Origin of the sequence: Candidatus Accumulibacter similis, assembly GCA_013347225.1 — a bacterium.
Lineage (GTDB): Bacteria > Pseudomonadota > Gammaproteobacteria > Burkholderiales > Rhodocyclaceae > Accumulibacter > Accumulibacter similis.
Genome location: CP054595.1, coordinates 4,939,214 through 4,964,502 on the forward strand (window position 1 = coordinate 4,939,214; position 25,289 = coordinate 4,964,502).

A 25,289-nucleotide genomic window follows, 5' to 3' on the forward strand; every position below is an offset into this window, starting at 1 on the left:
AATGAAGAATCGATCTGTCATCCCCGCCGCCATTCCGGCGACGCTTTCCACCGAAGAGGCTGCCCAAGCTCTCGGAGTTGCAGCTCAGACCCTGCGTAAGCAAATGTGCATCGCCGGCCACTATGCCGGGCTACGGCCGGTCAAGCTGCCAAACAGATTCCTGCGCTGGCCGGCTGACGACGTGCATCGCCTGCTGCGCGGCGAGGCGATCGCTGACAACAGCCAGGTTTCGTAGTGGGCGCCCGCGCCGCCTTGGTGCGCCTCGTCGGAGCGGCGCCGCCCGTGCTGGGCGCCGTGCTGGCCGGGATGGCGGACGATCACCGGCTGCTGGCGATTGACGAGGCCCTATCGAGCCGTGACCGCGAACTGATTCGTGTCGGCTTCGCCCTCAACGACGTTCGCATCTTGCTGAACCGCGGCGTTGACCCGCAGAAACTGCGCGCATCCCGATACCGCGGCATCGTGGCCGACGACGACCCCGACCCGCCGCCGCTCGACCCTGACCCACCGCCGGAGAACTGGCGCGACATCGCGACGATCGAGTGCTTGGACTCCCCGGCCGGCTGCCTGCCGCCGATCGAATCCTACAAAGACCTTGCCGCGCAGGATCGGGAACCGACCCCTGCTGACCCGCTGGCTGGCAAGCGCGAGGCCCTGGCCGCGTTCGTTGCTGGGGCGCCCATTCCGGCAGAGTTCACTTACCCCGCCCCGATCGGCGCCGACGAGTGGGAGCGCGCAGAGCTGGCGCCACCCTGCATCGTCGACAGGCTGCTTTGGGCAGATGTCGGCGTGCGCGTGGCGCCCGGCGGCATGGGAAAAACGACGCTCGAGGTGTTCGAGGCCGCGCACATCGTGCTCGGGCGGCCGCTTTTCGGGCTGCCAGTGCGGCGACCTGGGCCAGTGCTGATCATCACCGCGGAGGACTCCAGACAGATCCTCGTTGCCCGGCTACGCGAAATCTGCCAGGACCTCGAGCTGACCGCTGCCGAAGTTGCAATGGTCATGAATGGGGTTCGCATCGCCGACCTTTCGGCGGCACCGGCGAAGATCACCTGTGTCCTCGAGGATGTCGTCACGGTCAACCATCGCGTCGCCGAGATCATCGACGCCTGCCGGCCGCATCCGCCCGTGCTCGTGGTCTTCGACCCGGCGATTTCGTTCGGTGTCGGCGAGCGCCGGGTGAACGACGCAGAGCAGGCGCTTGTTGAGGCCGGCCGCCGGATCCGTGCTGCCTTGGGCTGCGCCGTCAAATTCATCCACCACAGCGGGCAGGTATCCGCCAGAGAGAAGCTGATCGACCAGTACGCCGGCCGCGGCGGCACCGCGTTTGCTGACGGCTGCCGCATGGTGCACGTCCTGCAATCGCTGACGGCCGACGAGTTCGCCAGGGAAACCGGCCGCACACTGGACGACGGCGAAACCGGGCTGATTCTCGCCCGCCCGAAACTGAGCTACTGCCCACCACAGCCGCCCCTGTTCCTGGTGCGCCGCGGCTACCTGTTCCGTGCCGTCGAGCCTGCCGGCCGCGACCCTGGCGCCGAGCTGGCGGCCGTCTGCAACCAAGTTGAGCAACTGATCGGCGAGGAACTGCGCGCCGGCAGGTATCCGACTCAACGCTCCCTTGAAGGGATGGCGAAGTCTTGCAACCTGACCCGCGACAACGTCCGGGATGCTGTTGCGAACCTCCGGGCGGCCGGGCGCATTGCGACGATGCAAGCACCTCGACCAGAAGGCCGGGGTGGCAGGCACGACTACTTGGGCCTGTTTGGTGCGCGGACGGCAAATCGCGCACCAAACGGCAAAAATGCCGAATGAATGCGTTTGGTGCGCGGTCGAATATGACGTTTTGCTGCGCCGCGGCCCTTAAGGGAAAACAAGTTCCGCGCACCAAAACGCGCGGACTTGTGTTCCCTGTCCCTTTGGTGCGCCGGCGAACCATCGCGCACCATCGCGCACCATCGCGCACCAAGCCTGTTGCCGATGGATACCGGCCAGGCTTCCCGAAGGCCAAAGGAGCCGAGGATTCGACCTTCGGCATTCATCGTCTTCGGCCAGCGATCTACCTTCCCCAGCACCGACCCTGACCGAGAACCGCCCCACACTCAACCGAGGACCCCACATGCTTACCGTAGCGGAAAACCAGACCCAGACCTTCGAGCTTCCGCCCGCCGGCGCCCATGCCGCCCGCTGCTCGAGAATCATCGACCTTGGAACTCAGAAATCGACCTTTGAAGGCGAGAGTCGATCGCAGCGAAAGGTGCTCATCACCTGGGAGCTCGCCGAACATCGCGGCGACGGCACCCCGTTCGTGATCTCCCGCCGTTTCGGCTTGTCGTTGAACGAGAAAGCCGCCCTGCGGCAATTCCTGGTCGCTTGGCGTGGCCGGCAGTTCACCGATGACGAGCTGCAGGCGTTCGACCTCCGCCGGCTGGCTGGAGCACCGTGCTTGCTCAACCTGGTGGCCGTCGAGCGAAACGGCAAGGAGTATCGCAACGTCGTTGCCGTGTCGCCCCTGCCGCGCGGCATGGTGGCGCCCGGCCTGGTGGCCGATCCGATCGTGTTCGAGATCGAAGACGAGCGCGCGGAGAGCATCCTCGAGCAGCTTTCCGAGGGGCTGCAGGCAACGATCACCGCCAGCCCCGAATGGCAGGCACGCAAGGCGCCGCCGGGCGCCATTCTCGCCGACCTTGACGACGACATCCCGTTCTGAGGACATACCATGCGCATTTACCTCGACATCGAGACTCTGCCGAGCATGGCGCCCGGCGCCATCGAGCAAGTCCGTGCAACCATCCGCCCGCCGGCGAACTACAAGAAACCCGAGACGATCGCCGCCTGGTGGGCAGACGAAGGCGAAGCGGCCGTTGACCGCGCCTGGCGCCGGCAAGCCCTCGATGCGGCTTTCGGCGAACTGTGCGCTGTCGGGTTCGCCGACGACGACAGCGAGCCCGCTTCCCTGGTGCGCGAGCCGAATGAACCGGAGCACCACTTCCTGCAGCGCGCGCTGGCTGGCGTGCAAGCGCTGGTCGATCAGTGGTCCGCAGTCGACGCAGGCGGGAACCCCTGGCCGGCAGGAGATCCGTTCTTCGTCGCGCACAACGCGCCCTTCGACCTGGGGTTTCTGCAGCGACGCTGCTGGGTCCATGGCATCCGGGCGCCGTTCCCGCTGCCTGTGTCTGGCCGATCCGGCCGCGACTTCGGCGACAGCATGGCGCTTTGGACCGGCAGCCCTCGGGAGTGCATCAGCCTGGATCTGCTCTGCCGCACCCTCGGCATTCCTTCGCCGAAAGCACACGGCGACGGCGGCGACGTGCTGGGCTGGTGGCAGGCTGGCGACCTCGAGCGCATCCGCCAGTACAACGCGGACGACGTGCGCGCCGGGCGCGCCTGCTGGCACCGCCTGACCTTCTGGGATCATGCGGCATGAGCGGCGAGTTGGTAGTCGGCATCGACCCCGGCCTGAGTGGCGCCATCGCCGCGCTGAACCGCGAGGGCGCAATCGTCGCCCTCGCCGACACGCCAGTGCTCCACGTGGCGGGCAGCCGCCGCGTGCTCTCCCTCGCAGCGCTCTCGCACCTGCTGCGCGGCATCGACCCTTCGCGCGCGCTGCTCGAGCGCCAGTCCGCCAGGCCGGGCGAGGGCGTGGTCTCGAGCTTCACCACCGGCCGCGGGTTCGGCGAATTGCTCGGCGTCCTCGCGGCACTCGGCATCCCGCATGATGACATCCTGCCGCAGTCCTGGCGCCGCATCATCGGCCTGCCGCCCGGCAGCGACAAGGACGCATCCCGTCTGCTGGCCATTCGATCATGGCCGGAAGCCAGGCAAGACCTGAAGCTGGCGAAGCATCACGGCCGCGCCGAGGCGCTGCTGATCGCCGAGGTTGCCCGGCGCCGGCACTTCATCGGCGACCGCGTGCCTCTGCGGGTCCTTCCTGCTCGCCTGCTCACGGGTAATGCGAGCTGCGACATGACGCCAGGGAATGCCTCAGACATAAGGGCAACATGCACTGCGCATACCGGCTGCGAAGCGCATGGCATACCGCGCTGCGGCATCTGCAAACCCTGTGCCAGCAAGGCCGATGCACCCACGTAGCCCTGCCGCGCCTGTTGCGGCAAACTTTGTGCTTGTCGTTGCCCGCGTCATTGTGCAACGCGGCTTCATAGATGATGCCTCAGCCTGCTGAAAGCGCCGTTGTCGCGCGTCTGGCGGCGATGGAGGACCGGCTGCAGCAGTTCGCCATCGAGCTGGCGGCAGAGCGCGAGGCGCGCCGTTTGCTCGAACTGCGCGTCTGCCGGCTGGTCGAGCAGCGATCTGCCGGCGAGGTTCGCAAGCTGGCGCTGCGCCGCGAGATTCGCCAGGCGGCAGACTGCATCGGTGCCCGAAGCACGACGACCGCCAAGCGCCTGAGTGCGCTGCTGCGCGGCCAGGAGCAACCCGCCGGCGATCTGGACGTGCTCGTCGCCCGGCTGCGACAGCGCGCCGACCCGCGTTGCCCGACCGCCTGGCGCTCGCTGTGGGAGGCGATGCGGGCTGGCGTTGCGGAATTTGCAGACTGATAACAGCACGTCCGGCGATGGGCGCACAGTGCGGACTCCCATTCACGAACCTCGGAGAACCACCGCACATGAACCCCCCCGCCCCAAACCTCGATCGGATGTTGGCCCTCGGCGGCGAGATGGCCGGCATCCGCGGCAAGCGCATCGCCCTGACGATGTTCGCGGCCGGCCGGAGCGAGCGCGACTTGCTCGACGCCCTGAGCGAGCAGCCGAAGACCGGCACCGCGCGCCGTGACGTCCGCCCTGGCGCCGCCCTGATGGCGACCTCGCCTGCAATCCCGCTGGAGGTCCGGCAATGAAGATCCTGAACGACCGCGACGCCCGCGCCACCGAGCTGCGCGCACTCGCTGAAACGCTGCACGCGCATGACCTTGGCGTCGAGGCGATCGCCCGCGGCTGGCACCGCGACGAACTCCTGCGCCGCATCCTCGATCGGCAGCGGGAAAAGCCGCTGATCGACCTGGCGAACGCGACCTTCGGCGGTGATGCGCGCGACCTCAGCGGCTACTCGATCACGCGTGCCTGCCGCGCGCAGTACGTGCGCTCCTGGCGGGATGCCGGACTCGAGCAGGCAGTTTCGGACTCGATCACGACGCGAAGCGGCCGGGCGCCGAATGGAAGCTGGGTCCCGCTGTCGCTGGCGACCCGTGATTTCAACGTCGGCACGGCGAACCAAGCTGGCAACACCGTTGGCGCTGATCGCGACCGCGACGGCCGCTGGACCCGCGACCCGCTGCGCGCGCTGAGTGGCTGCCTGAGCCTCGGCGCCAGCGTCCTCCCGAATCAAGACGCGACCCTGAGCCTGCCTTACTTCAGTTCGACCACGACGGCAAGCTGGCTGACTGAGGTGCAGGCGGCGACGGACGTTGCCGAGACGACAACCCAGGTTGAGTTCCCCCCGAAAAGATCGAGTGTCGTCTTCGTGATGTCGCGACAGGCCTTGTTCGCTGCGCAGCCGGCCCTCGACCGGCTGATCGTTCGGCATCTGACCGCCGCCCTGATGGCTCGGCTCGATGATGGCATGCTCAATGGATCGGGCAGCGGTGCCGAGCCGCGGGGTTTGCGCAACACGACTGGCATCGGTACGGTCGTCGGCGGCACGGACGGCGCTCAACTCGCCTGGTCGCACTTGGTCGACCTGGAGGCCGCGCCGACTGCGGCCAACGCCCCTGAGGCTGCCGCCGGCTGGTTGCTCAACGGTGCGACGAGAAAATGGCTGCGCAAGACTGCGCGCGGATCCGGCCTGGACTTCATCCTGCCGGCCGACATGCGCCTGCTTGGCTATCCGGCCGCCGTGTCGAACAACGTGCCGTCGAACCTGACGAAAGGCTCGGCCAACGGCGTTTGCAGCAGCGTGCTCTATGGCTCCGACTGGAGCGCCCTGGCTGCCGTGTTCTACGGCCCCGCCGCGATAGACCTCGTCGTCGACAGAATCACCCTCGCCGATGTCGGCAAGGTGCGCATTGTTGCGTCGATCTACGTCGGCGCCGGCTGCCTGTCGCCCGGGTGCTTTGCCAAGATGGACGACGCGCTGACCGCCTGAACTCTGACTTCCACGTGGTCGCCCCGCCGGGCGAGAGAGCGCCCCATAGCCCGGCGGCAGGAAGCATTCCGACCCATGGGTGCGCACGCAGTGTCGGCGCCAAGCCTCGGAAAGGCCGCGCCGGCCGGCGGCTGGCGACCCCGCGCGAGCGGGTGGAAGCCGCCAACCTTACCTTCTGCTTCCCCCGTGCCGACTTGGCTACATGGTGGCTACATGACGGCTAGAAAGCAAAATCCACAGCCTACAAGCTACTCCAACATCTTAATTTTATTGGTGCCCCCACTCGGAATCGAACCAAGACCTGATGATTACAAATCAACTGCACGACCTTCATGCTACGGGGGCCCAACAGGACTGCGCGGCGGATTATACCGGAGCAGAGCGCGGTCACACCATCTGACGATGCCTTCTGCACCGTTCGGCCACCCTGGGCCATTTGCCTGCGCCACCGCCAGGAGCTGTGGAGGGGACGACACGGCATGGCAATCGTGCCGCAGCCGCACTGACCGGCAGCATCGAAGCTTGGCCGGGCGAGCGTCGGCTCCGTCTGCGCCCGCTCGCGCCACTGGCCTCAGGCACGCAAGGCCGGGCGGGCCCGGCACGACAGCCCGCCGGCGAGCGGCCTCACGCTCGTATCCGGGCCTACCAGAACTTCCACCACCATTTCTTTTTCTTCATCGTTCGTTCAACGTCTTTGCTCCAGTGCGCGTACGCGGCCAGCCCCACCTTCTCGAAGTGCGCACCGAAACGCTTGTCGCTGTCGTTGATGTGCTGGATCAGCCAGTTGCGCAGGAAGTGAAGCAGCTCGAAACTGATCGCGGCATTTTCCGTGTCCAGCTTGTTCTGCAACGCCTCGACCTGATGCATCAGGTCCTGGTGTTGCTGCTTGTGGATCTCGAGACCCGGGTAATGCGTCAGCCGCATCAGGCTTTCTTCGAGCAGGAAGTGGGTGCGGGTGTATTCGGCCAGACGGCCAAGGATCTCCCGCGAGGTCGCCTTGCCGTGATGCTCGCGGATCGCCCGGTGCAGGTCGTTGAGAAGGCTGACGAGCACCTTGTGCTGCTCGTCAACTTCCTGGATGTTGACACTGAACTCGTCGGACCACTGGATCAAATCTCTCGCACTCATGCGCTGACCTCAGGACGTGGTTGTCATGGACGCACAAGCGTACGCGGACGAGAGCGAGAGGTTTTGACATCGATCAATCATTCGTTCCGCGACGATCGCCCTGGACGAGCGAACGGGCGATCGGCATGCCGATGCCGACCGCCCACAACCGCTCGCTGTGGCAGGAAGCTGCTTGCCAATGCCGCACCCCGGCCGTCGCAGGCAAATCCCGGTGCTTCCCGGTATCCCGCCGCCGCTGCTAGAATGCCGTGACCACGTTTCGGTGCGAGATCATGGCCAACCCGTCCAACCCTTCGGAGATTGCCCGCGAGGCGCTGCGTTTGCTGGCGGTTCGCCGGCTGCAGCCGTCGCCCGACAACTACCGCGCGCTGTACCACGAGATTGCTGGATCACAGCCGGCCGAAGCGTTGCCCCAGCGCGAGTTCAAGGCGCTGCTGGCGTCACTGCCGCAGGAGACGCTGGCGCAGCAGCGGCTGGCGCGGCGGCTGGAGCAGGCGTTCGCGGCGAGCAACTGGCAGCAACTTGGCGTCGGCCTGTCCGACCTGGTGCGACAGCTCGGCAAGGAGCAGGAACTGCCCTGGAACGAACTGTTTGGCGACTTTCTGCGCGAGTGGGAGAACAAGCAGGCCGGACTCACCGTCGCCCGCAAGCGCGAAGCGCTGGAACGCGTTCTGGCGGGCGGTTCGAGCGGCGGCGAAGTGCTGTTCGGACGGCTGCAGGGCCTGGTGAAGTCGTGGTCTGCCGCCGGCCCGGCGGGCGGGGATATCCCGCTGCTGGCGTCCGAAGCGGTCGAAGCCGGCTCGATCGGGCTCCAGGCCGCGGGCGAAGGCGCGGCAACAGCGAGGGACGACGGCAGCGACCCGTCGGCACAGCTGCGCGACCTCTTCGCCCACCTCCTGGAAGCGCTCATTGGCTCACAGCTCGCCAGCGAACCGGATCTCGCCGCCGATGCCCGCGCCCTGGTCCACAAGGTACGCACCGCCACCTCGCGCAGCGCCCTCGACGACCTGCTCGCCGGGATCAAGCGCTTCGCGTTTCGTCTCGAGCTGCTGGCCGAGGATCGGGCGGAACTGCGTGCCGGTCTGCTGAAGCTGCTGCAGCTGCTGATCGAGAACGTCGGCGAACTCGTCGTCGAGGACCACTGGCTGCGCGGACAGATCGACATCGTCCGCGACATCGTCGCCGGTCCGCTGAACGTCCGTTCGATCGAGGATGCAGAGAGCCGGCTGAAGGAAGTGATCTTCAAGCAAAGCCAGCTCAAGCACAGCCTCACTGAGGCGCGGGAGAACCTGAAGCAGATGCTGGCGGGCTTTGTCGACCACCTGGCCGAGTTCGCCGATTCGACATCGGACTACCACGACAAGATCGAGGCATGCGCGGCGAAGATCAACCAGGCCGACGACATCACACAGCTCGAGGAGGTGCTCGCGGAAGTGATCCGCGAAACGAAGATCATCCAGCTCAACGCGCAACGCTCGCGCGATGACCTGCGCGCCGCCCGCGAGCGGGTTGGCGAAACCGAGCGGCGGATCGCCGAGCTGCAGCAGGAACTGGAGCGGGCAAGCACTCTGGTGCGCCATGACCAGCTTACCGGTGCGCTGAACCGGCGCGGGCTCGAGGAGGCCTTCGAGAAGGAAGTGGGGCGGGCGCGACGGCGTCAGTCGACGCTTTGCGTCGCGCTGCTGGACATCGACAACTTCAAGAGGCTCAACGATTCACTCGGCCACGATGCCGGCGATGCGGCGCTGATCCACCTGGCGACCGTGATTCGCGAAACGATGCGGCCGCAGGACACGGTGGCCCGCTTCGGTGGGGAAGAGTTCATCATCGTGCTGCCCGAGACGCCGGTCGAAGATGCGCAGACGGCCATCGTCCGCCTGCAACGCGAGTTGACCCGGCGCATCTTCCTGCACAACAACAATCGCCAGTTGATCACCTTCAGCGCGGGCGTCACCGAGGTCCGGCCCGGCGACACCCAGGCATCGGCAACCAAGCGGGCAGACGAGGCGATGTACGCGGCCAAGCAGGCGGGGAAGAATCGCGTCCTGGTCGGCTGAAGGCTGGCGAGGAAGCAGACGCGCGCTGGCGTCAGCCTTGGCTCGCCGCGACGACCGGCCTGTTTGCCAGTTGCCTGAGAACCTCGCCGGCGGCGAGGAAGCCGAACGAAGCGGTGACACAGACGGCCGAGCCGAAGCCCGCACAACCGAGGCCGCTCAGTGTCTGCGGCGGGGCGCAGGCACCGGCCCGCGTCGGCTGGCGCAGGGGCTCGCTGGAAAACACCGCGGGAACTCCGAACTTCTTCTTCGCTTCGCGCGGAAATCCGTAGTCGCGGCGCAGCAGCGACCGCACGCGGGCGAGCAGCGGATCCTGGATCGTGCAGGCGAGGTCGACCACCTGGATGCGACTGGCGTCGATCTGGCCGCCGGCGCCACCAGCGGTGACCAACGGCAACCCGCGGCGCTTCGTCCAAGCGATCATCGCCGCCTTGGTGCGCACCTGATCGGTGGCGTCGATGACGTGCTCGACGCCGCCACCAAGCGTCGCTTCAAGGTTCTCCGGGGTGACGAAGTCCTCGATCTCATGCACCGTGCATTGCGGATTGATGGCGCGGATGCGTTCGGCCATCGCGCTCACCTTGGCCTTGCCGAATTCACCGTCGAGGGCATGCACCTGCCGGTTGACGTTCGATTCGGCGATCATGTCGAGATCGATCAGGGTGATCCGGCCAACACCAGAGCGGGCAAGCGCTTCGACTGCCCAGGATCCGACACCGCCAATACCGACGACGGCGACATGGGCGTCGCGGAAGGACAGCAGCGCGTCCTCGCCGTAAACTCGGGCAACACCGCCGAAGCGGCGGGCCGGGTCGCAGCTCTGCTGGCTCACCGGACCTCGAGGAGACGGCGCACCACCTGATTGAATGGGGCGATCCACTCGGCCGCAAACTGCCGGTCGCAGGCGTTGATTTCGGCGATTGCCAGCAACAGCGCGCGCTTCCTGCCACGCTCAGCGTGCTTCAGCATCACCGATTCGAAGGCGTCGACGATGCCGAGCAACCTCGCGCCGGGACAGATGCCGGCGGCTGGCAGCCCCCGCGGATAGCCCTTGCCATCCGGCATCTCGTGGTGCTGGACAACCATTTCGGCGGCCTCCGACCAGCCCGCCATCCTGGACAGGAGACCAGCCGCGTAGCCTGGATGGAGATGCAGCGCCTTTCTGTCTTGCGCCGTCATCCTGTCGGACTTGAGCCACACATCTTCGGCGAGGAACATCATCCCGATGTCGTGCATGTAGACGGCCGCTTCGAGTTGGCTGGGGTCGATGGCTTCACCCACCTCCTGATTTGTTTCCAGGGCCAGTCGCGCGAGGCGCTCGGTCCTCCCAGCGAAGCGCGGCGAGCGGTCGTCGAGCTGGCAGGCCAGCGACCGAAAGAAGGCCAGATCGTCGCGCGCCCGCTGCGGCGCGTCCGGGCCCGGAACGATCGGCTCACCGGCGACGGTGAGGCTGCTGCTGGCGAGCGGACGACAGCCGGTGAGCATTTCGATGACCGCCGCCATCCCCTCGTCGAGTTCGCTCGGCGCGAGCAGCGCCAGATCCTCGATCCCCTCCACCATCCGCTCTACCTGCAGATCGGCAACCCCCCGCCCTGCGGCGAGGCGGCTCATCGCGAGTTCCAGTCGATCGACCAGCAGCAACAGCAGTTCCGCCAGCTGGCTGGTAAACGCGACCTCGTTGCGGCGCACCCGCGCCAGCAGGGTCTCGATCGGGTGGACCATGGCAACCGCCAGGTGGATCCCGCAGATCGCAGCGTCCCCCTTGACATTGTGCAGCGAGCGGAACAGGCTGCCGAGCGCTTCGCGGTCGGCACTGGCAACCCGCAGGCGGGCGACGTCACGTTCAATTGCGTGCACGCAATCGCGCAGCGCGTCGATGAAATCCTGCAGGCCACCAGGATCGATCCGGCCCCAGTCTGCTGTTTGCTGTCGGTCCATGCAAGAAGCCCCTCGCCACGTGTTGGCGCAGAGTGTAACCGAAAGCCTCCGGCGCCGACTGGCCTGCCGTGCTCCCGGAGATTCAGACCGTGGTGTCGGCTAGCGGATCATCCGCAGGGGTTCTCGCCTCAAGGTGGACATCGCTCGCTCGCCAGCGACGCTAGCTGTTGCCATTGTCGAGAAAGCTGCGCAGCTTGTCGGAACGGGACGGGTGACGCAGCTTCCTGAGTGCCTTGGCCTCGATCTGACGAATGCGCTCGCGAGTCACGTCGAACTGCTTGCCCACTTCCTCGAGCGTGTGGTCGGTGTTCATTTCGATACCGAAGCGCATGCGCAGCACCTTGGCTTCACGCGGCGTCAAGGTATCGAGCACATCCTTGGTGATGAAGCGAAGGCTGGAATACAGGGCGGCCTCCGTCGGAGCAAGGGTTGCCTGGTCTTCGATGAAATCGCCCAGATGCGAGTCGTCGTCGTCGCCGATCGGCGTCTCCATCGAGATGGGTTCCTTGCTGATCTTCAGGATCTTGCGGATCTTCTCCTCCGGCATCTCCATCTTCTTCGCCAGGGTGGCCGGATCGGCCTCAAGTCCCGTTTCCTGCAGGATCTGCCGCGAAATGCGGTTCATCTTGTTGATCGTCTCGATCATGTGCACCGGGATGCGGATGGTCCGCGCCTGGTCAGCGATCGAGCGCGTGATCGCCTGCCGAATCCACCAAGTGGCATAGGTCGAGAACTTGTACCCACGCCGGTACTCGAACTTGTCCACCGCCTTCATCAGGCCGATGTTGCCTTCCTGGATGAGGTCGAGGAACTGCAGTCCGCGATTGGTGTACTTCTTGGCAATCGAGATCACCAGCCGCAGGTTGGCCTCGGTCATTTCGCGCTTGGCACGCCGCGCCTTGGCCTCGCCGGTGGACATCTGCTTGTTGATGTCCTTCAGCTCCCGCAGAGGAATTCCGATGCGCTCCTGCAGTGCGAGCAGTTTCCGCTGCTCCTCCTTGATGTTGGGAGCATTGCGCGCGAGGACCGCGGCGTAGGTCTTGTTGGCGGCCGCGATCTCGGCGTCGACCCAGTCGATGTTCAGTTCGTTGCCGGGGAAGACCTTGATGAAGTGAAGGCGCGGCATGCGCACGGTGTCGACGCAGATGCGCTGGATCTTGCGCTCGCAGGCGCGCGCTTCCTCCACCATGGCGCGCACCGAATCGCACAGCCGCTCGATGGTCTTCGAGGTGAAGCGGATCCCCATCATCTCTTCCGAGATCTGCTGCTGCAACCTGAGGTAAGCCCTGTCCTGCGATCCACGCCGGGGAAGGATCAGCTGCGCCTTGAGGTAGTGCCCGCGGATCAACTCCAGCCGTTCCAGGCCATCGGTCTTGAGCTTGAGCAGCGAGGCGGCGGCGGCTGCGCCCTCGATCGCCTCTGCGCTGTCCTCGTCATCCTCCTCGTCTACGGCGACCGCCTCCGCCAGTTCCTCCAGCGAGCCATCCGCCTCTGGGTCGATCAGGCCGTCGATCAGCTCATCGATGCGCATTTCGTCACGCGCGATCCTGTCGGCACAACCGATGATCTCCGCGATCGTCGTGGGGCAGGCGGAAATGGCCTGGATCATGTGCTTGAGGCCATCCTCGATGCGCTTGGCAATCTCGATCTCGCCCTCGCGCGTCAGCAGCTCGACCGATCCCATTTCGCGCATGTACATGCGCACCGGGTCCGTCGTCCGGCCAAACTCGGAGTCGACGGTTGACAGCGCCTGTTCGGCCTGCTCCTCGACATCGGCGTCGTCGGCAGCTGCCGCAGGGGTGGCATCGGACATCAGCAGCGTCTCGGCATCGGGCGCCTCGTCATAGACCTGGATGCCCATGTCGTTGAACGTGCTGATGATGCTCTCGATCTGCTCGGCATCAACCACGTCATCCGGAAGATGGTCGTTGATCTCCGCGTAGGTCAGAAAGCCGCGCTCCTTGCCGAGCTTGATCAGCGTCTTGAGACGCGTCCTCCTGGTCTCGTCGTCCACCGGCGCCGGCTGCGTTCCCGCCTGCGCCAGGAGATCTGCCGTCGCCTTGGCCTTAGCCGCCTTCGTCGTTACCGCCTTTTCCCTAACCATGACCAATTCCCGAATAGCGTAGACTGGAAAAACTCTACAGTTTATCACACACTAGCCGTCAGCGTTGCCGCGGACGCCGATGGCTTCCAGGTATCGTTGCTTTTCCTCGGCCGACAACCCGCCAACCCCGAGCCTGTGCACCTTCTCCTGCAGCAGCTGGAACGTGCGCCGGTGATCACCTTCGCGGAGTTTGCTGACGGCTCCGGCGAACTCGGCGTCAACCTCGTCTTCGGCAAAGGGCTGGTGCATTAGTTCAGCGGCAGCGGCGCGAAGAACTTCCTCGCATTCGCTGCCCTGCAGCCGCTCGAGCAATGCCGAGTACGGCAGATCGCCACCCGGAGTCGACCTGATGCTTTCGCACAGCATGCGCACGGCATTGGCCTCGGCCGAGCTGTCCGGCAGGAGCTCGACCGGCAGCCCTGACGCCAGTTTGGGCTTCTGCAGCAGCAGGCGCAGCAGTGGCCGCAGCAGCGATGGCGCCTGCCGCCGTACGCGTCCGGGAGCCGCCTGCACCGCCGGCCGCAGGTCACACAGATGCTCAACCTCCGCCTGCGAAAACCCGCTCAGTTCCGCCAGGCGCTTGACCAGTTGCAAGCGCAGCATGCTGGATTGCAGGCGAGCGAGGAGCGGCTTCGCCTCGGCGATCAACTGGACCCGACCTTCCGCGCTGGCAAGATCGCAGCGCCCAGCGAGTTCACGCAGGAAGAACTCCGACAGCGGGGTGGCCTGGGTCGTCAGGGCACGAAACGCGTCGGCGCCTCGCTGTCGGACCAGGCTGTCTGGATCCTCTCCTTCCGGCAGGAAGACAAAGGCGATGCTCTTCGGTTCGGCAAGCACCTCCAGGCTGCCCTCGAGTGCGCGCCAGGCGGCCTTTCGCCCGGCGGCATCGCCGTCGAAGCAGAAAACGATACGATCGGCCTGGCGCAGCAGCTTCTGCACTTGCGTCACCGTGGTTGCCGTACCGAGGGTCGCGACCGAGTTCTCGACGCCGTGCTGCGCAAGCGCCACGACGTCGAGGTAGCCTTCGACGACGATCACCGTCCCCGCCTGGCGGATCGCAACGCGCGCCTGCGGCAGCCCAAAGACCTCACGGCCCTTTTCGAACAGCGGCGTTTCTGGCGAATTCAGGTATTTGGGCTCTCCCTGACCCAGTACCCGACCGCCGAACGCAATCACCTCGCCCTTCTGGTTGCAGATCGGAAACATCACGCGATCGCGGAAGCGGTCGTACAGACGCCCGCGCTCATCCTTGATCACGAGGCCGGCCATCTGCAACTCGGGGTTGGCATGGTCCTGGAAGACCCTGGCGAGATTCTGGCCCCCTTCCGCCGCATAGCCAATGCCGAATCGACGCGCGATCTCACCGCTGACACCGCGCTCCTTGAGATACCTGATTGCACGCTCGGAGCCCTTGAGCTGCTCGTAGTAGAACTTCGCGGCACGCGTCATGAGCTCGCTCAGCACCTGCAAATGCGGGCCGCCCCCGCTGGCCGCTGCACGCCCTTCGGGAACTTCCATGGCAGCGCGACCGGCAAGCTCGCGCACCGCATCGACAAAGCCGAGGCCGGCGTACTCGATCAGGAAGCCGATGGCGTTGCCGTGAGCGCCGCAACCGAAGCAATGGTAGAACTGCTTGCTCGGGCTGACTGTAAACGAGGGGGACTTCTCGTTGTGGAAGGGGCAGCATGCGACGTAGTTGGCACCTGCCTTCTTGAGCGGCACATGCTCGTCGATCAGGTCAACGAGGTCGACCCGATAGAGCAGTTCCTGAATGAACGACTCAGGAATCAACTGGCCTTCCCCATGCTTCGTCAGCCACCGCAAACCCGGAGAAGTGCCCGCCCGTTCCGGCCATCGCCGGCAATGCGGCGCGTTGCCGGCGACGCGTCTGCGAGCCGCGGCCCCCCGTGCACGACCGCCCAGCCCGCATGTCCAGCGGCCGCATAGGCATTGCGCCCCCCTGATCGCGCGCGCAGGGTGCCAGCACGACGAGACGAAGCCGACCGCGGTTGGCTGTCAAGCAAGCGTGCGCGCATTTCCGGGGCAACTCACCGCGCGGCATGGCCCACCGACAGGCAACGCGCGCCGGCAATCCCAAGGACATCCATACTGCCGCGCCTCCAGCGAATCCTTCAGGCCTGGTGGCGAGCGTGGGCAGCACGTCGAAACGGGCCCGCGCATCGATCGCGCCAGCAACGAAAACAGCCGCCCGTCGCAAGAAGGGCGGCGTTCGGTGCAGGAAAACTCGGGTCAGTAAAGCTTGGGCGGCAGGGTCTGGCTGCGCATCCGCTTGTGGTGACGTTTGACCGCCGCCGCAAGCTTCCGCTTGCGCTCCGCCGTGGGCTTTTCGTAGAACTCGCGAGCCCTCAGTTCGGTCAGGAGACCGGTTTTCTCAACGGTACGCTTGAAACGACGGATCGCAACTTCGAACGGCTCATTTTCCTTGACGCGAATGGCTGGCATCGACTCTTCCCAAGTTCAAAAAAATCCTAGACCTCAAACTAGTCGACCATTATAAGCATACTCGTCTCCAACTTCCAAGCAGAGACTCGGCCCCGCAGCCGGCCAAGGCGTTTCGGCGGGTCCGGCAGCGGTGCCCGGGGCGGGTCCGGAGGACGATGAGCTGGCGCTTGGGCCAACGAGAAGCAAGCGCGCACGTCATGGAACAGGTCGGCGCTCTCGTGAGCGATGCTCCGGATCCCGGCCCCCGCACGCGGTAAGCAGCCGACGCTGGATCATTGTGCCGGTTGCCGCTGAACGAACCCCCGCATCCGCCGGAAACATGGCCAGGTTCATTCGCCAACTGCGAATCTGCCGGCGTCAACCGCCACCATAGCAAGCCTCACATCTGGCAAGCGCAGCGTCCCACATTCGGCCCCGGCGAGTACGGCGGTCGCCAACCGCACCTTCCCCCGCGCCGGGAAGCCCGGGCACGCGCCTGGCGGAGCGGCAGCCCGGCCAGCTGCAGCCACGGTTGTTGCGCACGGCCGCTGGCGTCACCGGCGTCACGGTCTGCCTACCCCGTCGTCCCCGCCGTTCCGCCTCATGCTCACCGCTTCGCGAGCAGTTCCTGCAACGCCTGAATCAGCGAGGCGCACTGCGTGTCGCTACCGATCGTGATGCGCAGGTACTGTTCGATCCGCGGCAGCAGGAAGTGGCGAACGATGATGCCACGTTGCCGCAGCCGCGCCGCGAGTTCCCCGGCGTCGTGCTGCGGGTGACGCACGAAGATGAAGTTGGCGGCTGACGGCAGGACACTGAAGCCAAGCGCCAACAGGGCGCTGCGCAACTTTTCGCGACTGCGGATGACCGCCTGCCGGGTGCTCTCGAAGTGCTCCTCGTCGGCCATGGCAGCGACAGCACCGACAATCGCCAGGCGATCGAGCGGATAGGAGTTGAAGCTGTTCTTGACGCGCTCGAGTGCCTCGATCAGATCGCGCTGGCCGATGGCGTAGCCGACTCGCAGCCCGGCGAGCGAACGCGACTTGGACAGGGTGTGCACCACCAGCAGGTTGGCGTGGCGATTGACCAGGGCAATCGCCGAGGCGCCACCGAAGTCCACGTAGGCTTCATCGACGACGACCACCGATTGCTGCTGCCTGAGCAGCAGTTGCTCGATCGCCGCCAAGGGCAGCAGGCAGCCAGTCGGTGCATTCGGGTTCGGGAAGATGATGCCACCGTTCGCCACGTCGTAGTCGTCGACGCGGATCTGAAAGTCCTCGCTGAGCGGCACCGTCACGCAGGCGATTTCGTACAGCGCGCAATACACCGGGTAGAAACTGTAGGTGATGTCGGGGAAGAGGATCGGCAGCTCGTGCTTGAGCAGGGCCATGAAGGCCAGAGCCAGCACTTCGTCGGAGCCGTTGCCGACGAAGACCTGCTCCGTACCGATTCCAAACTCGCCGTAGCGGGTGGCGATTGCCGCGCGCAGCTGGTCGGCGTTCGGGTCCGGATAGAGCCGGAGCAGGCCACCGTCTGCAGCCAGCTCCCCGGCGATCGCTGCAACAACGCGCGGTGACGGTGGATAGGGATTTTCGTTGGTGTTCAGCTTGACGAGTTGCGGCAGCTTCGGTTGCTCGCCCGGAACGTATGGCGTCAGGCGATGAACGACGGGGCTCCAGTAGCGGCTCATGAAAGGCTGCTCGGTGTAGGTTCACGGGAAGCGTGAAATGGTATCATGCCCCCTGTCGATCAGCGGGCGGTTGCCGATGATCGCTGGTGCCCCTGAGCTTGACGCCGGGCGCCCCTGTTCACACCCGACATGCCTCAGGCAATGGTATCCCGATGCGGCAAGCAGAAGTCTCCAGGCACACGCTCGAAACCCGGGTCGATGTCCGGCTCGATCTCGATGGCAGCGGGCATGGGAATTTCGCCACCGGCGTGCCCTTCCTCGACCACATGCTCGAGCAGATCTCGCGGCACGGCCTGATCGACCTCGACATCGTTGCGAGTGGCGACCTGCACATCGATGCGCACCACACCGTTGAGGACATTGGCATCACACTGGGCCAGGCTCTGGCACGCGCGCTGGGAGACAAGCGCGGCCTGCGTCGCTACGGCCATGCCTACGTACCGCTCGACGAAGCCCTGTCACGAGCCGTCGTCGATCTCTCGGGTAGACCAGGCCTCTGCTTCCATGTCGCGTTTGCGCGGGCGATGATCGGTGGCTTCGACGTCGACCTGATCCATGAGTTCTTCCAGGGGCTGGCGAATCATGCCGCGCTGACCCTGCACATCGACAACCTGCGCGGCGACAACGCGCACCATCAGGCGGAAACGGTGTTCAAGGCTTTTGGTCGTGCGCTGCGGATGGCGGTGGAAGAAGATCCGCGAGCCGCTGGCAGCGTTCCGTCGACCAAAGGCACGCTGTGATGGCGAACGGCGCCCGACAGTCCGGTACCACCGTCGTCGTCGATTACGGCATGGGCAATCTGCGATCGGTGTGGCAGGCTCTGGTACACGTCGCCAATGGCCGTAAGGTGCTCGTTTCGGCCGATCCGGAAGTGGTGCTGGCCGCCGAACGCGTCGTCTTTCCCGGCCAGGGTGCGATGCCGGACTGCATGCGCGAGATTGACGAGCGTGGCCTGCGGGCGGCAATTCTTGATGCCGCCCGCAACAAGCCCTTTCTCGGCATCTGCATCGGCCAGCAGATGCTCTTCGAGCACAGCGAGGAGGGCGAGGTCCCGGGGCTCGGTGTCCTGCCGGGACGTGTCAGGCGCTTTCCGGCGGCCGCAATGGTCGACCCTGCCGGAATGCGGCTCAAGGTGCCGCACATGGGATGGAACGAGGTCTGGCAGAGAGGCGGCCACCCCCTGTGGCGGGGAATCGCCGACGGCGCCCGTTTCTATTTCGTGCACAGCTATTTCGTCGAACCCGAAGATGCATGCTGTGTCGCCGCCACGACCGATTATGGCATCCACTTTACCAGCGTGGTCGCACGGGATAACATCTTCGCTCTACAATGCCATCCGGAAAAGAGTTCGCCGGCCGGGCTCGTCATGCTGGCGAACTTTTTTGCCTGGAAACCCTGATCGAGCGTCCGTGTCTCATTTGTATAAACTCCCTTTCTTGTTTTCGCCATGCTGATCATTCCCGCGATCGACCTCAAGGATGGACAATGCGTCCGGCTCAAACAGGGTCTGATGGACCAAGTGACCATTTTCCCCAACTCGCCCCGCACGCAGGCGCGCCACTGGCTGTCGCAGGGCGCCCGTCGTCTGCACGTCGTCGATCTCGATGGCGCTTTCGCCGGCAAGCCGAAGAATGAACGGGCAATCAAGGAGATCGTCCAGGAAGTCGGCGACGACATCCCGGTGCAACTTGGCGGCGGTATCCGTGACCTCGACACCATCGAGCGCTGCCTTGACGACGGCGTCAGCTACGTCATCATCGGTACCGCCGCAGTCAAGAACCCGGGATTCCTGCACGATGCCTGCGGCGCCTTTCCCGGCCACATCATCGTCGGCCTGGACGCCCGGGACGGCAAGGTGGCTGTCGACGGCTGGTCCAAGATGACCGGGCACGATGTCATCGACCTCGCGCGCAAGTATGAGGACTACGGCGTCGAGGCGATCATCTACACCGACATCGGGCGCGACGGGATGCTGTCGGGGATCAACATCGAAGCGACGGTGAAACTGGCGCAGGCCCTGCTGATTCCCGTGATCGCCAGCGGCGGCCTGTCGAGCCTCGACGACATCCGGCGACTCTGCGCCGTCGAGGAGGAAGGGATCAGCGCGACGATCGCCGGCCGCGCGATCTACGATGGTTCGCTCGATTTTGCCTCGGCACAGGCGACCGCCGATCACGGTACGAAGACATGAGCAGCGCTGCCGTCGCCCGGTCTGCTGCGGCCGGTAGCTGACCTTGGGACTGGCCAAACGCATCATTCCCTGCCTTGACGTCACGGCCGGCCGCGTCGTCAAGGGCACCAACTTCGTTGATCTGCGCGACGCCGGCGACCCGGTGGAGATCGCCCGCCGCTACGACGAGCAGGGCGCCGACGAGGTGACCTTCCTCGACATCACGGCTTCCTCCGATCAGCGCGACATCATCCTGCATGTCGTCGAGGACTGTGCGGCACAGGTCTTCATTCCACTGACGGTCGGCGGTGGCGTACGTTCGGTGGCCGATGTCCGTCGCCTGCTGAATGCCGGTGCGGACAAGGTCAGCATCAACACGGCGGCGGTCGAGAATCCGGATCTGATTGCCGAAGCGTCGGCCAAGGTGGGCAACCAGTGCATCGTCGTCGCGATCGATGCCAAACAGTCCGCGCCAGGAGTCTGGCAGGTCTTCACGCATGGAGGCCGCCGCAACACCGGCATCGACGCCGTGCAATGGGCGCGGCGGGTGCAGGAACTTGGTGCCGGCGAGATCCTGCTCACCAGCATGGACCGTGACGGCACGCGCAACGGCTTCGATCTGCCGCTGACGCGCGCGGTCGCTGACGCCGTCGACATTCCCGTGATCGCCAGCGGCGGTGTCGGCAGTCTCGAGCATCTGGCCGCGGGGGTCTCGCAAGGGCACGCCGACGCCGTGCTGGCCGCGAGCATTTTCCACTTCGGCGAGTACACGGTGCGGCAAGCAAAGGACTACCTGCGCGCGCACGGCATCGAGGTGCGGCTGTGAGCGACCTGAACCCGGACGACCAGTGGCTCGACGCACTGAAATGGGATGCGCAGGGGATGATTCCGGCGATCGCGCAGGATGCCGTCAGTGGCCGTGTGCTGATGTTCGCCTTCATGAACCGGGAGTCGCTGCAGGCAACGGTTGACAGCGGGAGCGCGGTATACTGGTCGCGTTCGCGTCAGCGCCTGTGGCGCAAGGGCGAAGAGTCCGGCCACGTGCAGCGGGTGCGAGCGATTCGCGCTGACTGTGATGGTGACGTCCTGCTTCTGTCGATCGAGCAGCGGGGTGGCATTGCCTGCCATACCGGCCGCGAGAGCTGCTTTTTCCATCAACTTCAGGGGAATGCCTGGGTCGCGGTCGACCCCGTGCTCAAGGCCCCCGGGGACATATACGGCAAATGAACATGGATATGCTGCACCGGATCTCGGAAACGCTGCTCGAACGTCGCCGGGCAGACCCGGAAACCTCGTATACCGCACAGTTGATGTCCAAGGGTCCGGACTCGATCCTGAAGAAGATCGGCGAGGAATGTGCCGAGCTGATCATGGCTGGCAAGGAGGGCAACCGACTGCACGTAGTGTGGGAATCGGCCGACGTCCTGTACCACATCATGGTGCTGCTCGCCTTCCACGGCCTGTCAATCGAGGACGTGCTGCAGGAAATGCGGCGCCGCGAAGGCATCTCGGGAATCGACGAGAAGAAGTCGCGGAAAGGCTGAGCGATGGAGGACTGTCTTTTCTGCCGCATCGTCGCTGGGCGGATTCCGGCACGCAAGGTCTTCGAGGACGACGAGATCCTCGCCTTCCACGACATCAACCCGGCAAGGCCGGTGCACCTGCTGGTGATCCCGAAGCGCCACATCACTTCGCTGGCAACGGTCAGCGACGCCGACACCCGGGTTCTCGGACGCATGCTCGCGGTTGCCGACCGGCTGGCGACCGAGCAGGGCAGCCCGGACGGCTTTCGCGTGATCATCAATACGGGCCGCATCGGGCATCAGGAAGTGCAACATCTGCATGCCCACATCGTCGGCGGTCCAGAGCCAGTAGGGCCGATGCTCAAACGCATCTGACGACGCGTTCGACCGGCCGACGGCTCGCAGGCACAGGGTGGCGCTGCTCGCCGTGGATCAATCTTCACCCCATTGGAGGCCTGACATGGGTTCTTTCAGCATCTGGCACTGGTTGGTCGTCCTGATCATCGTTCTCCTGATCTTCGGCACCAAGAAGCTGCGCAATCTTGGCGCCGACCTCGGTGGCGCAGTGAAGGGATTCAAGGACGGGATCAAGGACGCGGCAGGCGAGGACAAGCCCGCCGAGCCGGCCGCCCCGGCTGCGCCGCCGCCACAGGTTGCCACCGGGCAGACGATCGAGGGCGAGATAAGGGAGAAGACCCGCAGCTAGAGCGGAGCGGACTGCGGCGGGCGGCAGCGATGGGGCGCCGGTCGCCCGCCCGCCTTGCCCCTGCCCCCGCCCCTTCGTGTCGCCAGCGCCCAGACGGATGAACGCACATGTTTGATATCGGCTTTTCCGAGTTGATGCTGATCGCCGTCGTCGCGCTGGTGGTGATCGGTCCCGAGCGGTTGCCGCGGGTCGCGCGCACCGCCGGGCACCTGCTCGGCCGGCTGCAGCGCTACGTCAGCGCCGTCAAGTCGGACATCAGCCGCGAAATGCAGCTCGAGGAACTGCGCCGCCTGCAGAGCGAGATTCAGGAGTCGGCGCGGAGCGTCGAGGACGGCCTCAGCAGCGAGATGCAGGCAGCGAAACAGGCGCTCACCGCGACGGCAGAAGCCGTCAACAGGGAGATCAAGGCACCGCCGGCGAGTGCCCCGGCGCCTTCGGTGGCGCACTCGCCGGTCGCTCCACCACTCCCGGGCGATCTCCCCGGAACGTCGGCCAGTCGCAGCGGGCCAGGGACGAGCGCCTGATCCGTCGATGAACCTGCCTGAAGATTCATTCCTCTCGCACCTCGTCGAACTGCGTGACCGCCTGATTCGGGCCCTGCTGGCGATCGGCATCGTCTTCCTCTGTCTCGCGCCTTGGGCGCAGGACATCTACGCCCTGCTTGCGCATCCCTTGCTGGCCAAGCTGCCGCAAGGAGGCCAGATGATTGCCACCGACGTCATCGGCGTCTTTCTCGTGCCGATGAAGGTGGCCTTGATGGTCGCGTTCCTGATCGCGTTGCCGTACGTCCTCTATCAGATCTGGGCCTTCGTCGCGCCCGGCCTTTATGCGCACGAGAAGCGCCTGGCGTTGCCGCTGGTCGGTGCCAGCGTCGTCCTCTTCTTCGTCGGCATGGCCTTCGCCTACTTTCTCGTGTTTCCGGCGGTGTTCGGCTTCATGGCCTCGGTGCAGCCCGAGGGTGTGGCCTGGATGACCGATATCGAGAAGTACCTCTCTTTCGTCCTCACGACCTTCATTGCCTTCGGAGTGACTTTCGAGGTACCGGTAGCCGTGCTCGTTCTGGTGCAGGCTGGCATCGTCGAGGTCGACAAGCTGCGCGAATGGCGTCCATACGTCATCGTCGGTGCTTTCGTTGTCGGGGCGATCTTCACGCCGCCGGACGTCATCTCGCAGTTGATGATGGCCATCCCGCTGTGCCTTCTCTTCGAACTCGGCCTGCTGCTCGCGCGTTTTGTCCACCGCCGGCCTGCCGCGCCGGCGCCGCGGGCGGACAACCCAGCAGCCACGGCGGCAAGCAACGAGAGCGTGGTGTGGCAGCCAGCATCCAATGGCGAAATGGATACGGTTGCCGGCAGCATCGACCGCGAGGAGCCGCCGGACCGCAAGCCGGAGGGCTGATCCAGGACGGCTGCCAGCAGGTTCTGGGCGCCCCGCTCCTCAGACCGGCGGTTCCCGCGCGGGCCCGGCGATCGTCTGGCGATGGCCGACCGGCGCGCCTTCGGCGAACAGCCACAGGCTCCCGTTCGGCATCGTCGTCCAGGTTTCGTTGTCGGTGAGCGGTACCGTGGCGATCACCGCGACCCGATCGTCGGGAGTCGTGACGGCGCTGAAGTCGATGCTCAAGTCCTGGTCGCGCAGGTGGGCGACGGCAAACGGTGCCTGGCGAACGATGAAGCTGAGTTGCGTCGAACAGTGTGCGAAAAGGCAGTCGCCATTCGACAGGAGGTAATTGCAGGCACCGCGAGCGCCGAGATCGAGCGTGAGGTGGTGCAGTTCGTCAAACAGGTCAGGCAGGGAGGGCGCCCGTCTGCCGAAGCGCAGCCGCAGCTGCTGCAGCAACCAGCAAAAGGCGCGCTCACTGTCGGTCTGGCCGACGGGGGTGAAGCTGCCGTCCAGAACGGGAGCAAAGTCGGGCAGGTTGCCGTTGTGGGCGAAGATCCAGTACCGCCCCCAGAGTTCACGCATGAACGGATGGGTATTCTCGAGCGCGACGATTCCCTGTGTTGCCTTGCGAATGTGCGCGATGACGTTCTTCGAGTGGATTGGATAGCTGCGCACGAGTTCGGCGACCGGAGAGACACTGGAAGGCTGCGGGTCGAGAAACACGCGCGTGCCGCGACCCTCGAAGAAGGCGATTCCCCAGCCGTCGGCGTGCACGTCGGTGGCACCACCACGGGCCTGGAAGCCGGCAAACGAGAAGCAGATGTCCGTCGGCACGTTGCAGTTCATGGCCAGCAGCTGGCACATCGCTTGCTCCTACTCGCGTGCAGGGCGCTGCGGCGTGCGTTTGCCGATGCGGATGCTGGTGTCGACGAAGCTGCTCTGGCGGCGCAATCTGAAGACCACCGTCTCGCCTGGCTTCTGACTGGCGATGAGGTCGAGCATTCCCTGTGGGTCCTTCACCAGACGGCCATCGACCGCGAGCAGGATGTCGCCGGGCTTGATGCCGCCCGCGTCGGCCGGGCTGCCGCGCAGCACGCCGGCAATCAGCGCGCCACTGGTGTCCGGCAAGCCGAACGACTCGGCGAGGTCGACGGTGATCTCCTGCGCCTCGACACCGATCCAGCCGCGCGTCACGCTGCCGGTGGCAATGATCTGTTCCATGACATTGCGCGCGAGCGAGATCGGAATCGCGAAACCGATGCCGAGCGAGCCGCCGGAGCGCGAGTAGATGGCGGTGTTGATGCCGATCAGGTTGCCCTGGCTGTCGACCAGCGCGCCGCCCGAATTGCCGGGGTTGATCGCGGCATCGGTCTGAATGAAGTTCTCGAAGGTATTGATGCCGAGATGCGATCGCCCGAGCGCCGAGATGATTCCCATCGTCACCGTCTGGCCGACACCAAAAGGATTGCCGATCGCAAGCGTGACGTCACCGACGGCAATGTCGTCCATTCTGCCTAGGGTGATTGCCGGCAGGGCCAGCTCGTGGCCATTTCGCGCGCTGATCTGCAGGACCGCCAGGTCGGACTCCGGATCGCTGCCAACCAGGCGGGCGTCAAGGCTGCGCCCGTCGCTGAGAGCGATCTCGATCTGATCGGCGCCCTCCACGACATGGAAATTCGTGAGAACATAGCCGCTCGAACTGACGATGACTCCCGAACCGAGGCCGGCGGTCTTCGGGCTTTCGCCGTCGGCGCCCTCGCCGAAGAAATGCCGGAAGACCGGGTCATCGAGCAGTGGATTGCGGCGGGCCCTGACCTTCTGCGAAGTGAAGATGTGAACCACCGACGGCAACGCCTTGTCGGCTGCCTCGCGAAACGAGGCGGGCCGTGCTGGCACGGCAGGTGCCGCCGATTCGCGCAGAGCGACGACGCTGGCCGCGACCGGCGATCCCCGGCCGATCCACTCCGGCTTCAGCGTACTGACGACGAAGAGAACGGCAAGACCAACCGTCACCGTTTGTGCAAAAATCAGCCAGAGCCTGCGCATGGGCGA

28 protein-coding genes and 1 tRNA gene are annotated in these 25,289 nt (G+C 65.4%); 19 read left to right on the forward strand and 10 right to left on the reverse strand.

Going from position 1 to position 25,289, the window contains the following annotated elements; genetic code table 11:
* Position 1: 1 nt before the first annotated feature.
* The 8 genes from HT579_21775 to HT579_21810 all read left to right on the forward strand — a co-directional run bounded on the left by HT579_21775 (position 2) and on the right by HT579_21810 (position 6,099).
* Entirely contained in the window at positions 2-235 is a 234-nt protein-coding gene (locus tag HT579_21775; protein QKS31323.1) for a hypothetical protein, read from the forward strand.
* Positions 235-1,815 (forward strand): AAA family ATPase, encoded by a 1,581-nt coding sequence (locus HT579_21780; protein QKS31324.1) that lies wholly within the window; start codon positions 235-237, stop codon positions 1,813-1,815. The genes HT579_21775 and HT579_21780 overlap by 1 nt, the downstream gene beginning before the upstream one ends.
* Positions 1,816-2,119: 304 nt before the next feature.
* A complete protein-coding gene (locus HT579_21785; protein QKS31325.1) occupies positions 2,120-2,710 on the forward strand; it encodes a hypothetical protein in 591 nt (196 codons plus the stop codon).
* A gap of 9 nt (positions 2,711-2,719) precedes the next feature.
* Complete coding sequence (locus HT579_21790) at positions 2,720-3,427, forward strand: hypothetical protein (GenBank protein QKS31326.1); 708 nt, start codon at positions 2,720-2,722, stop codon at positions 3,425-3,427.
* On the forward strand, positions 3,424-4,092 hold the full coding sequence (locus HT579_21795) for a hypothetical protein (protein ID QKS31327.1): 669 nt from the start codon (positions 3,424-3,426) through the stop codon (positions 4,090-4,092). The genes HT579_21790 and HT579_21795 overlap by 4 nt, the downstream gene beginning before the upstream one ends.
* Before the next feature lie 71 nt (positions 4,093-4,163).
* The gene (locus HT579_21800; GenBank protein ID QKS31328.1) at positions 4,164-4,556 is read left to right on the forward strand and encodes a hypothetical protein; all 393 of its coding nucleotides are present in this window, start codon (positions 4,164-4,166) and stop codon (positions 4,554-4,556) included.
* Positions 4,557-4,624: 68 nt separating this feature from the next.
* Complete coding sequence (locus HT579_21805; protein ID QKS31329.1) at positions 4,625-4,855, forward strand: hypothetical protein; 231 nt, start codon at positions 4,625-4,627, stop codon at positions 4,853-4,855.
* On the forward strand, positions 4,852-6,099 hold the full coding sequence (locus HT579_21810; protein QKS31330.1) for a phage major capsid protein: 1,248 nt from the start codon (positions 4,852-4,854) through the stop codon (positions 6,097-6,099). Before HT579_21805 ends, HT579_21810 begins: the two co-directional genes overlap by 4 nt.
* A 271-nt stretch (positions 6,100-6,370) precedes the next feature.
* Here HT579_21810 and HT579_21815 read toward each other — a convergent pair.
* Both HT579_21815 and HT579_21820 read right to left on the reverse strand, forming a co-directional pair.
* Positions 6,371-6,444: transfer RNA gene (locus HT579_21815), tRNA-Thr, on the reverse strand.
* 297 nt (positions 6,445-6,741) lie between these two features.
* Positions 6,742-7,227, reverse strand: coding sequence for a hemerythrin family protein (locus tag HT579_21820; protein ID QKS31331.1), 486 nt, complete (start codon positions 7,225-7,227; stop codon positions 6,742-6,744).
* 272 nt (positions 7,228-7,499) lie between these two features.
* Between HT579_21820 and HT579_21825 the strand changes: the two genes are divergently transcribed.
* Positions 7,500-9,284, forward strand: coding sequence for a diguanylate cyclase (locus tag HT579_21825; GenBank protein ID QKS31757.1), 1,785 nt, complete (start codon positions 7,500-7,502; stop codon positions 9,282-9,284).
* A gap of 31 nt (positions 9,285-9,315) precedes the next feature.
* Here HT579_21825 and tcdA read toward each other — a convergent pair whose 3' ends face one another.
* From tcdA to HT579_21855, 6 genes are all read right to left on the reverse strand, one after another.
* Positions 9,316-10,113: a tRNA cyclic N6-threonylcarbamoyladenosine(37) synthase TcdA gene (gene tcdA / locus HT579_21830; GenBank protein ID QKS31332.1), complete on the reverse strand. Its 798-nt coding sequence runs from the start codon at positions 10,111-10,113 to the stop codon at positions 9,316-9,318.
* Positions 10,110-11,219 carry an Hpt domain-containing protein gene (locus HT579_21835; GenBank protein QKS31333.1) on the reverse strand — a complete coding sequence of 370 codons (1,110 nt, stop codon included), beginning with the start codon at positions 11,217-11,219 and terminating at the stop codon, positions 10,110-10,112. Before HT579_21835 ends, tcdA begins: the two co-directional genes overlap by 4 nt.
* Before the next feature lie 160 nt (positions 11,220-11,379).
* The gene (gene rpoD, locus HT579_21840) at positions 11,380-13,323 is read right to left on the reverse strand and encodes an RNA polymerase sigma factor RpoD (protein ID QKS31334.1); all 1,944 of its coding nucleotides are present in this window, start codon (positions 13,321-13,323) and stop codon (positions 11,380-11,382) included.
* 51 nt (positions 13,324-13,374) lie between these two features.
* Entirely contained in the window at positions 13,375-15,114 is a 1,740-nt protein-coding gene (locus HT579_21845; protein ID QKS31335.1) for a DNA primase, read from the reverse strand.
* Positions 15,115-15,573: 459 nt separating this feature from the next.
* Complete coding sequence (locus HT579_21850) at positions 15,574-15,786, reverse strand: 30S ribosomal protein S21 (GenBank protein ID QKS31336.1); 213 nt, start codon at positions 15,784-15,786, stop codon at positions 15,574-15,576.
* 586 nt (positions 15,787-16,372) lie between these two features.
* A complete protein-coding gene (locus tag HT579_21855; GenBank protein QKS31337.1) occupies positions 16,373-17,455 on the reverse strand; it encodes a histidinol-phosphate transaminase in 1,083 nt (360 codons plus the stop codon).
* A gap of 152 nt (positions 17,456-17,607) precedes the next feature.
* Here HT579_21855 and hisB point away from each other — a divergent pair, with 152 nt between their 5' ends.
* From hisB to tatC, 10 genes are all read left to right on the forward strand, one after another.
* Entirely contained in the window at positions 17,608-18,195 is a 588-nt protein-coding gene (hisB, locus tag HT579_21860; GenBank protein QKS31338.1) for an imidazoleglycerol-phosphate dehydratase HisB, read from the forward strand.
* Positions 18,195-18,854, forward strand: a complete 660-nt coding sequence (gene hisH / locus HT579_21865) for an imidazole glycerol phosphate synthase subunit HisH (GenBank protein QKS31339.1) — start codon at positions 18,195-18,197, stop codon at positions 18,852-18,854. Before hisB ends, hisH begins: the two co-directional genes overlap by 1 nt.
* A gap of 48 nt (positions 18,855-18,902) precedes the next feature.
* The gene (hisA, locus tag HT579_21870) at positions 18,903-19,646 is read left to right on the forward strand and encodes a 1-(5-phosphoribosyl)-5-[(5-phosphoribosylamino)methylideneamino]imidazole-4-carboxamide isomerase (protein ID QKS31340.1); all 744 of its coding nucleotides are present in this window, start codon (positions 18,903-18,905) and stop codon (positions 19,644-19,646) included.
* A gap of 43 nt (positions 19,647-19,689) precedes the next feature.
* The gene (gene hisF / locus HT579_21875) at positions 19,690-20,451 is read left to right on the forward strand and encodes an imidazole glycerol phosphate synthase subunit HisF (protein ID QKS31341.1); all 762 of its coding nucleotides are present in this window, start codon (positions 19,690-19,692) and stop codon (positions 20,449-20,451) included.
* Positions 20,448-20,852, forward strand: a complete 405-nt coding sequence (gene hisI, locus HT579_21880; protein QKS31342.1) for a phosphoribosyl-AMP cyclohydrolase — start codon at positions 20,448-20,450, stop codon at positions 20,850-20,852. The genes hisF and hisI overlap by 4 nt, the downstream gene beginning before the upstream one ends.
* Positions 20,849-21,169: a phosphoribosyl-ATP diphosphatase gene (locus HT579_21885; GenBank protein ID QKS31343.1), complete on the forward strand. Its 321-nt coding sequence runs from the start codon at positions 20,849-20,851 to the stop codon at positions 21,167-21,169. The genes hisI and HT579_21885 overlap by 4 nt, the downstream gene beginning before the upstream one ends.
* A 3-nt stretch (positions 21,170-21,172) precedes the next feature.
* Positions 21,173-21,523 (forward strand): histidine triad nucleotide-binding protein, encoded by a 351-nt coding sequence (locus HT579_21890; GenBank protein QKS31344.1) that lies wholly within the window; start codon positions 21,173-21,175, stop codon positions 21,521-21,523.
* An 85-nt stretch (positions 21,524-21,608) separates the two neighbouring features.
* Positions 21,609-21,854: a Sec-independent protein translocase subunit TatA gene (tatA, locus tag HT579_21895; GenBank protein ID QKS31345.1), complete on the forward strand. Its 246-nt coding sequence runs from the start codon at positions 21,609-21,611 to the stop codon at positions 21,852-21,854.
* Positions 21,855-21,961: 107 nt separating this feature from the next.
* Positions 21,962-22,378 carry a twin-arginine translocase subunit TatB gene (gene tatB, locus HT579_21900; GenBank protein ID QKS31346.1) on the forward strand — a complete coding sequence of 139 codons (417 nt, stop codon included), beginning with the start codon at positions 21,962-21,964 and terminating at the stop codon, positions 22,376-22,378.
* 7 nt (positions 22,379-22,385) lie between these two features.
* Positions 22,386-23,252, forward strand: a complete 867-nt coding sequence (gene tatC / locus HT579_21905) for a twin-arginine translocase subunit TatC (protein ID QKS31347.1) — start codon at positions 22,386-22,388, stop codon at positions 23,250-23,252.
* A 39-nt stretch (positions 23,253-23,291) separates the two neighbouring features.
* Here tatC and HT579_21910 read toward each other — a convergent pair whose 3' ends face one another.
* Positions 23,292-24,101 (reverse strand): class II glutamine amidotransferase, encoded by an 810-nt coding sequence (locus HT579_21910; protein ID QKS31348.1) that lies wholly within the window; start codon positions 24,099-24,101, stop codon positions 23,292-23,294.
* 9 nt (positions 24,102-24,110) lie between these two features.
* Entirely contained in the window at positions 24,111-25,283 is a 1,173-nt protein-coding gene (locus tag HT579_21915; protein ID QKS31349.1) for a trypsin-like peptidase domain-containing protein, read from the reverse strand.
* Between the last annotated feature and the right edge of the window lie 6 nt (positions 25,284-25,289).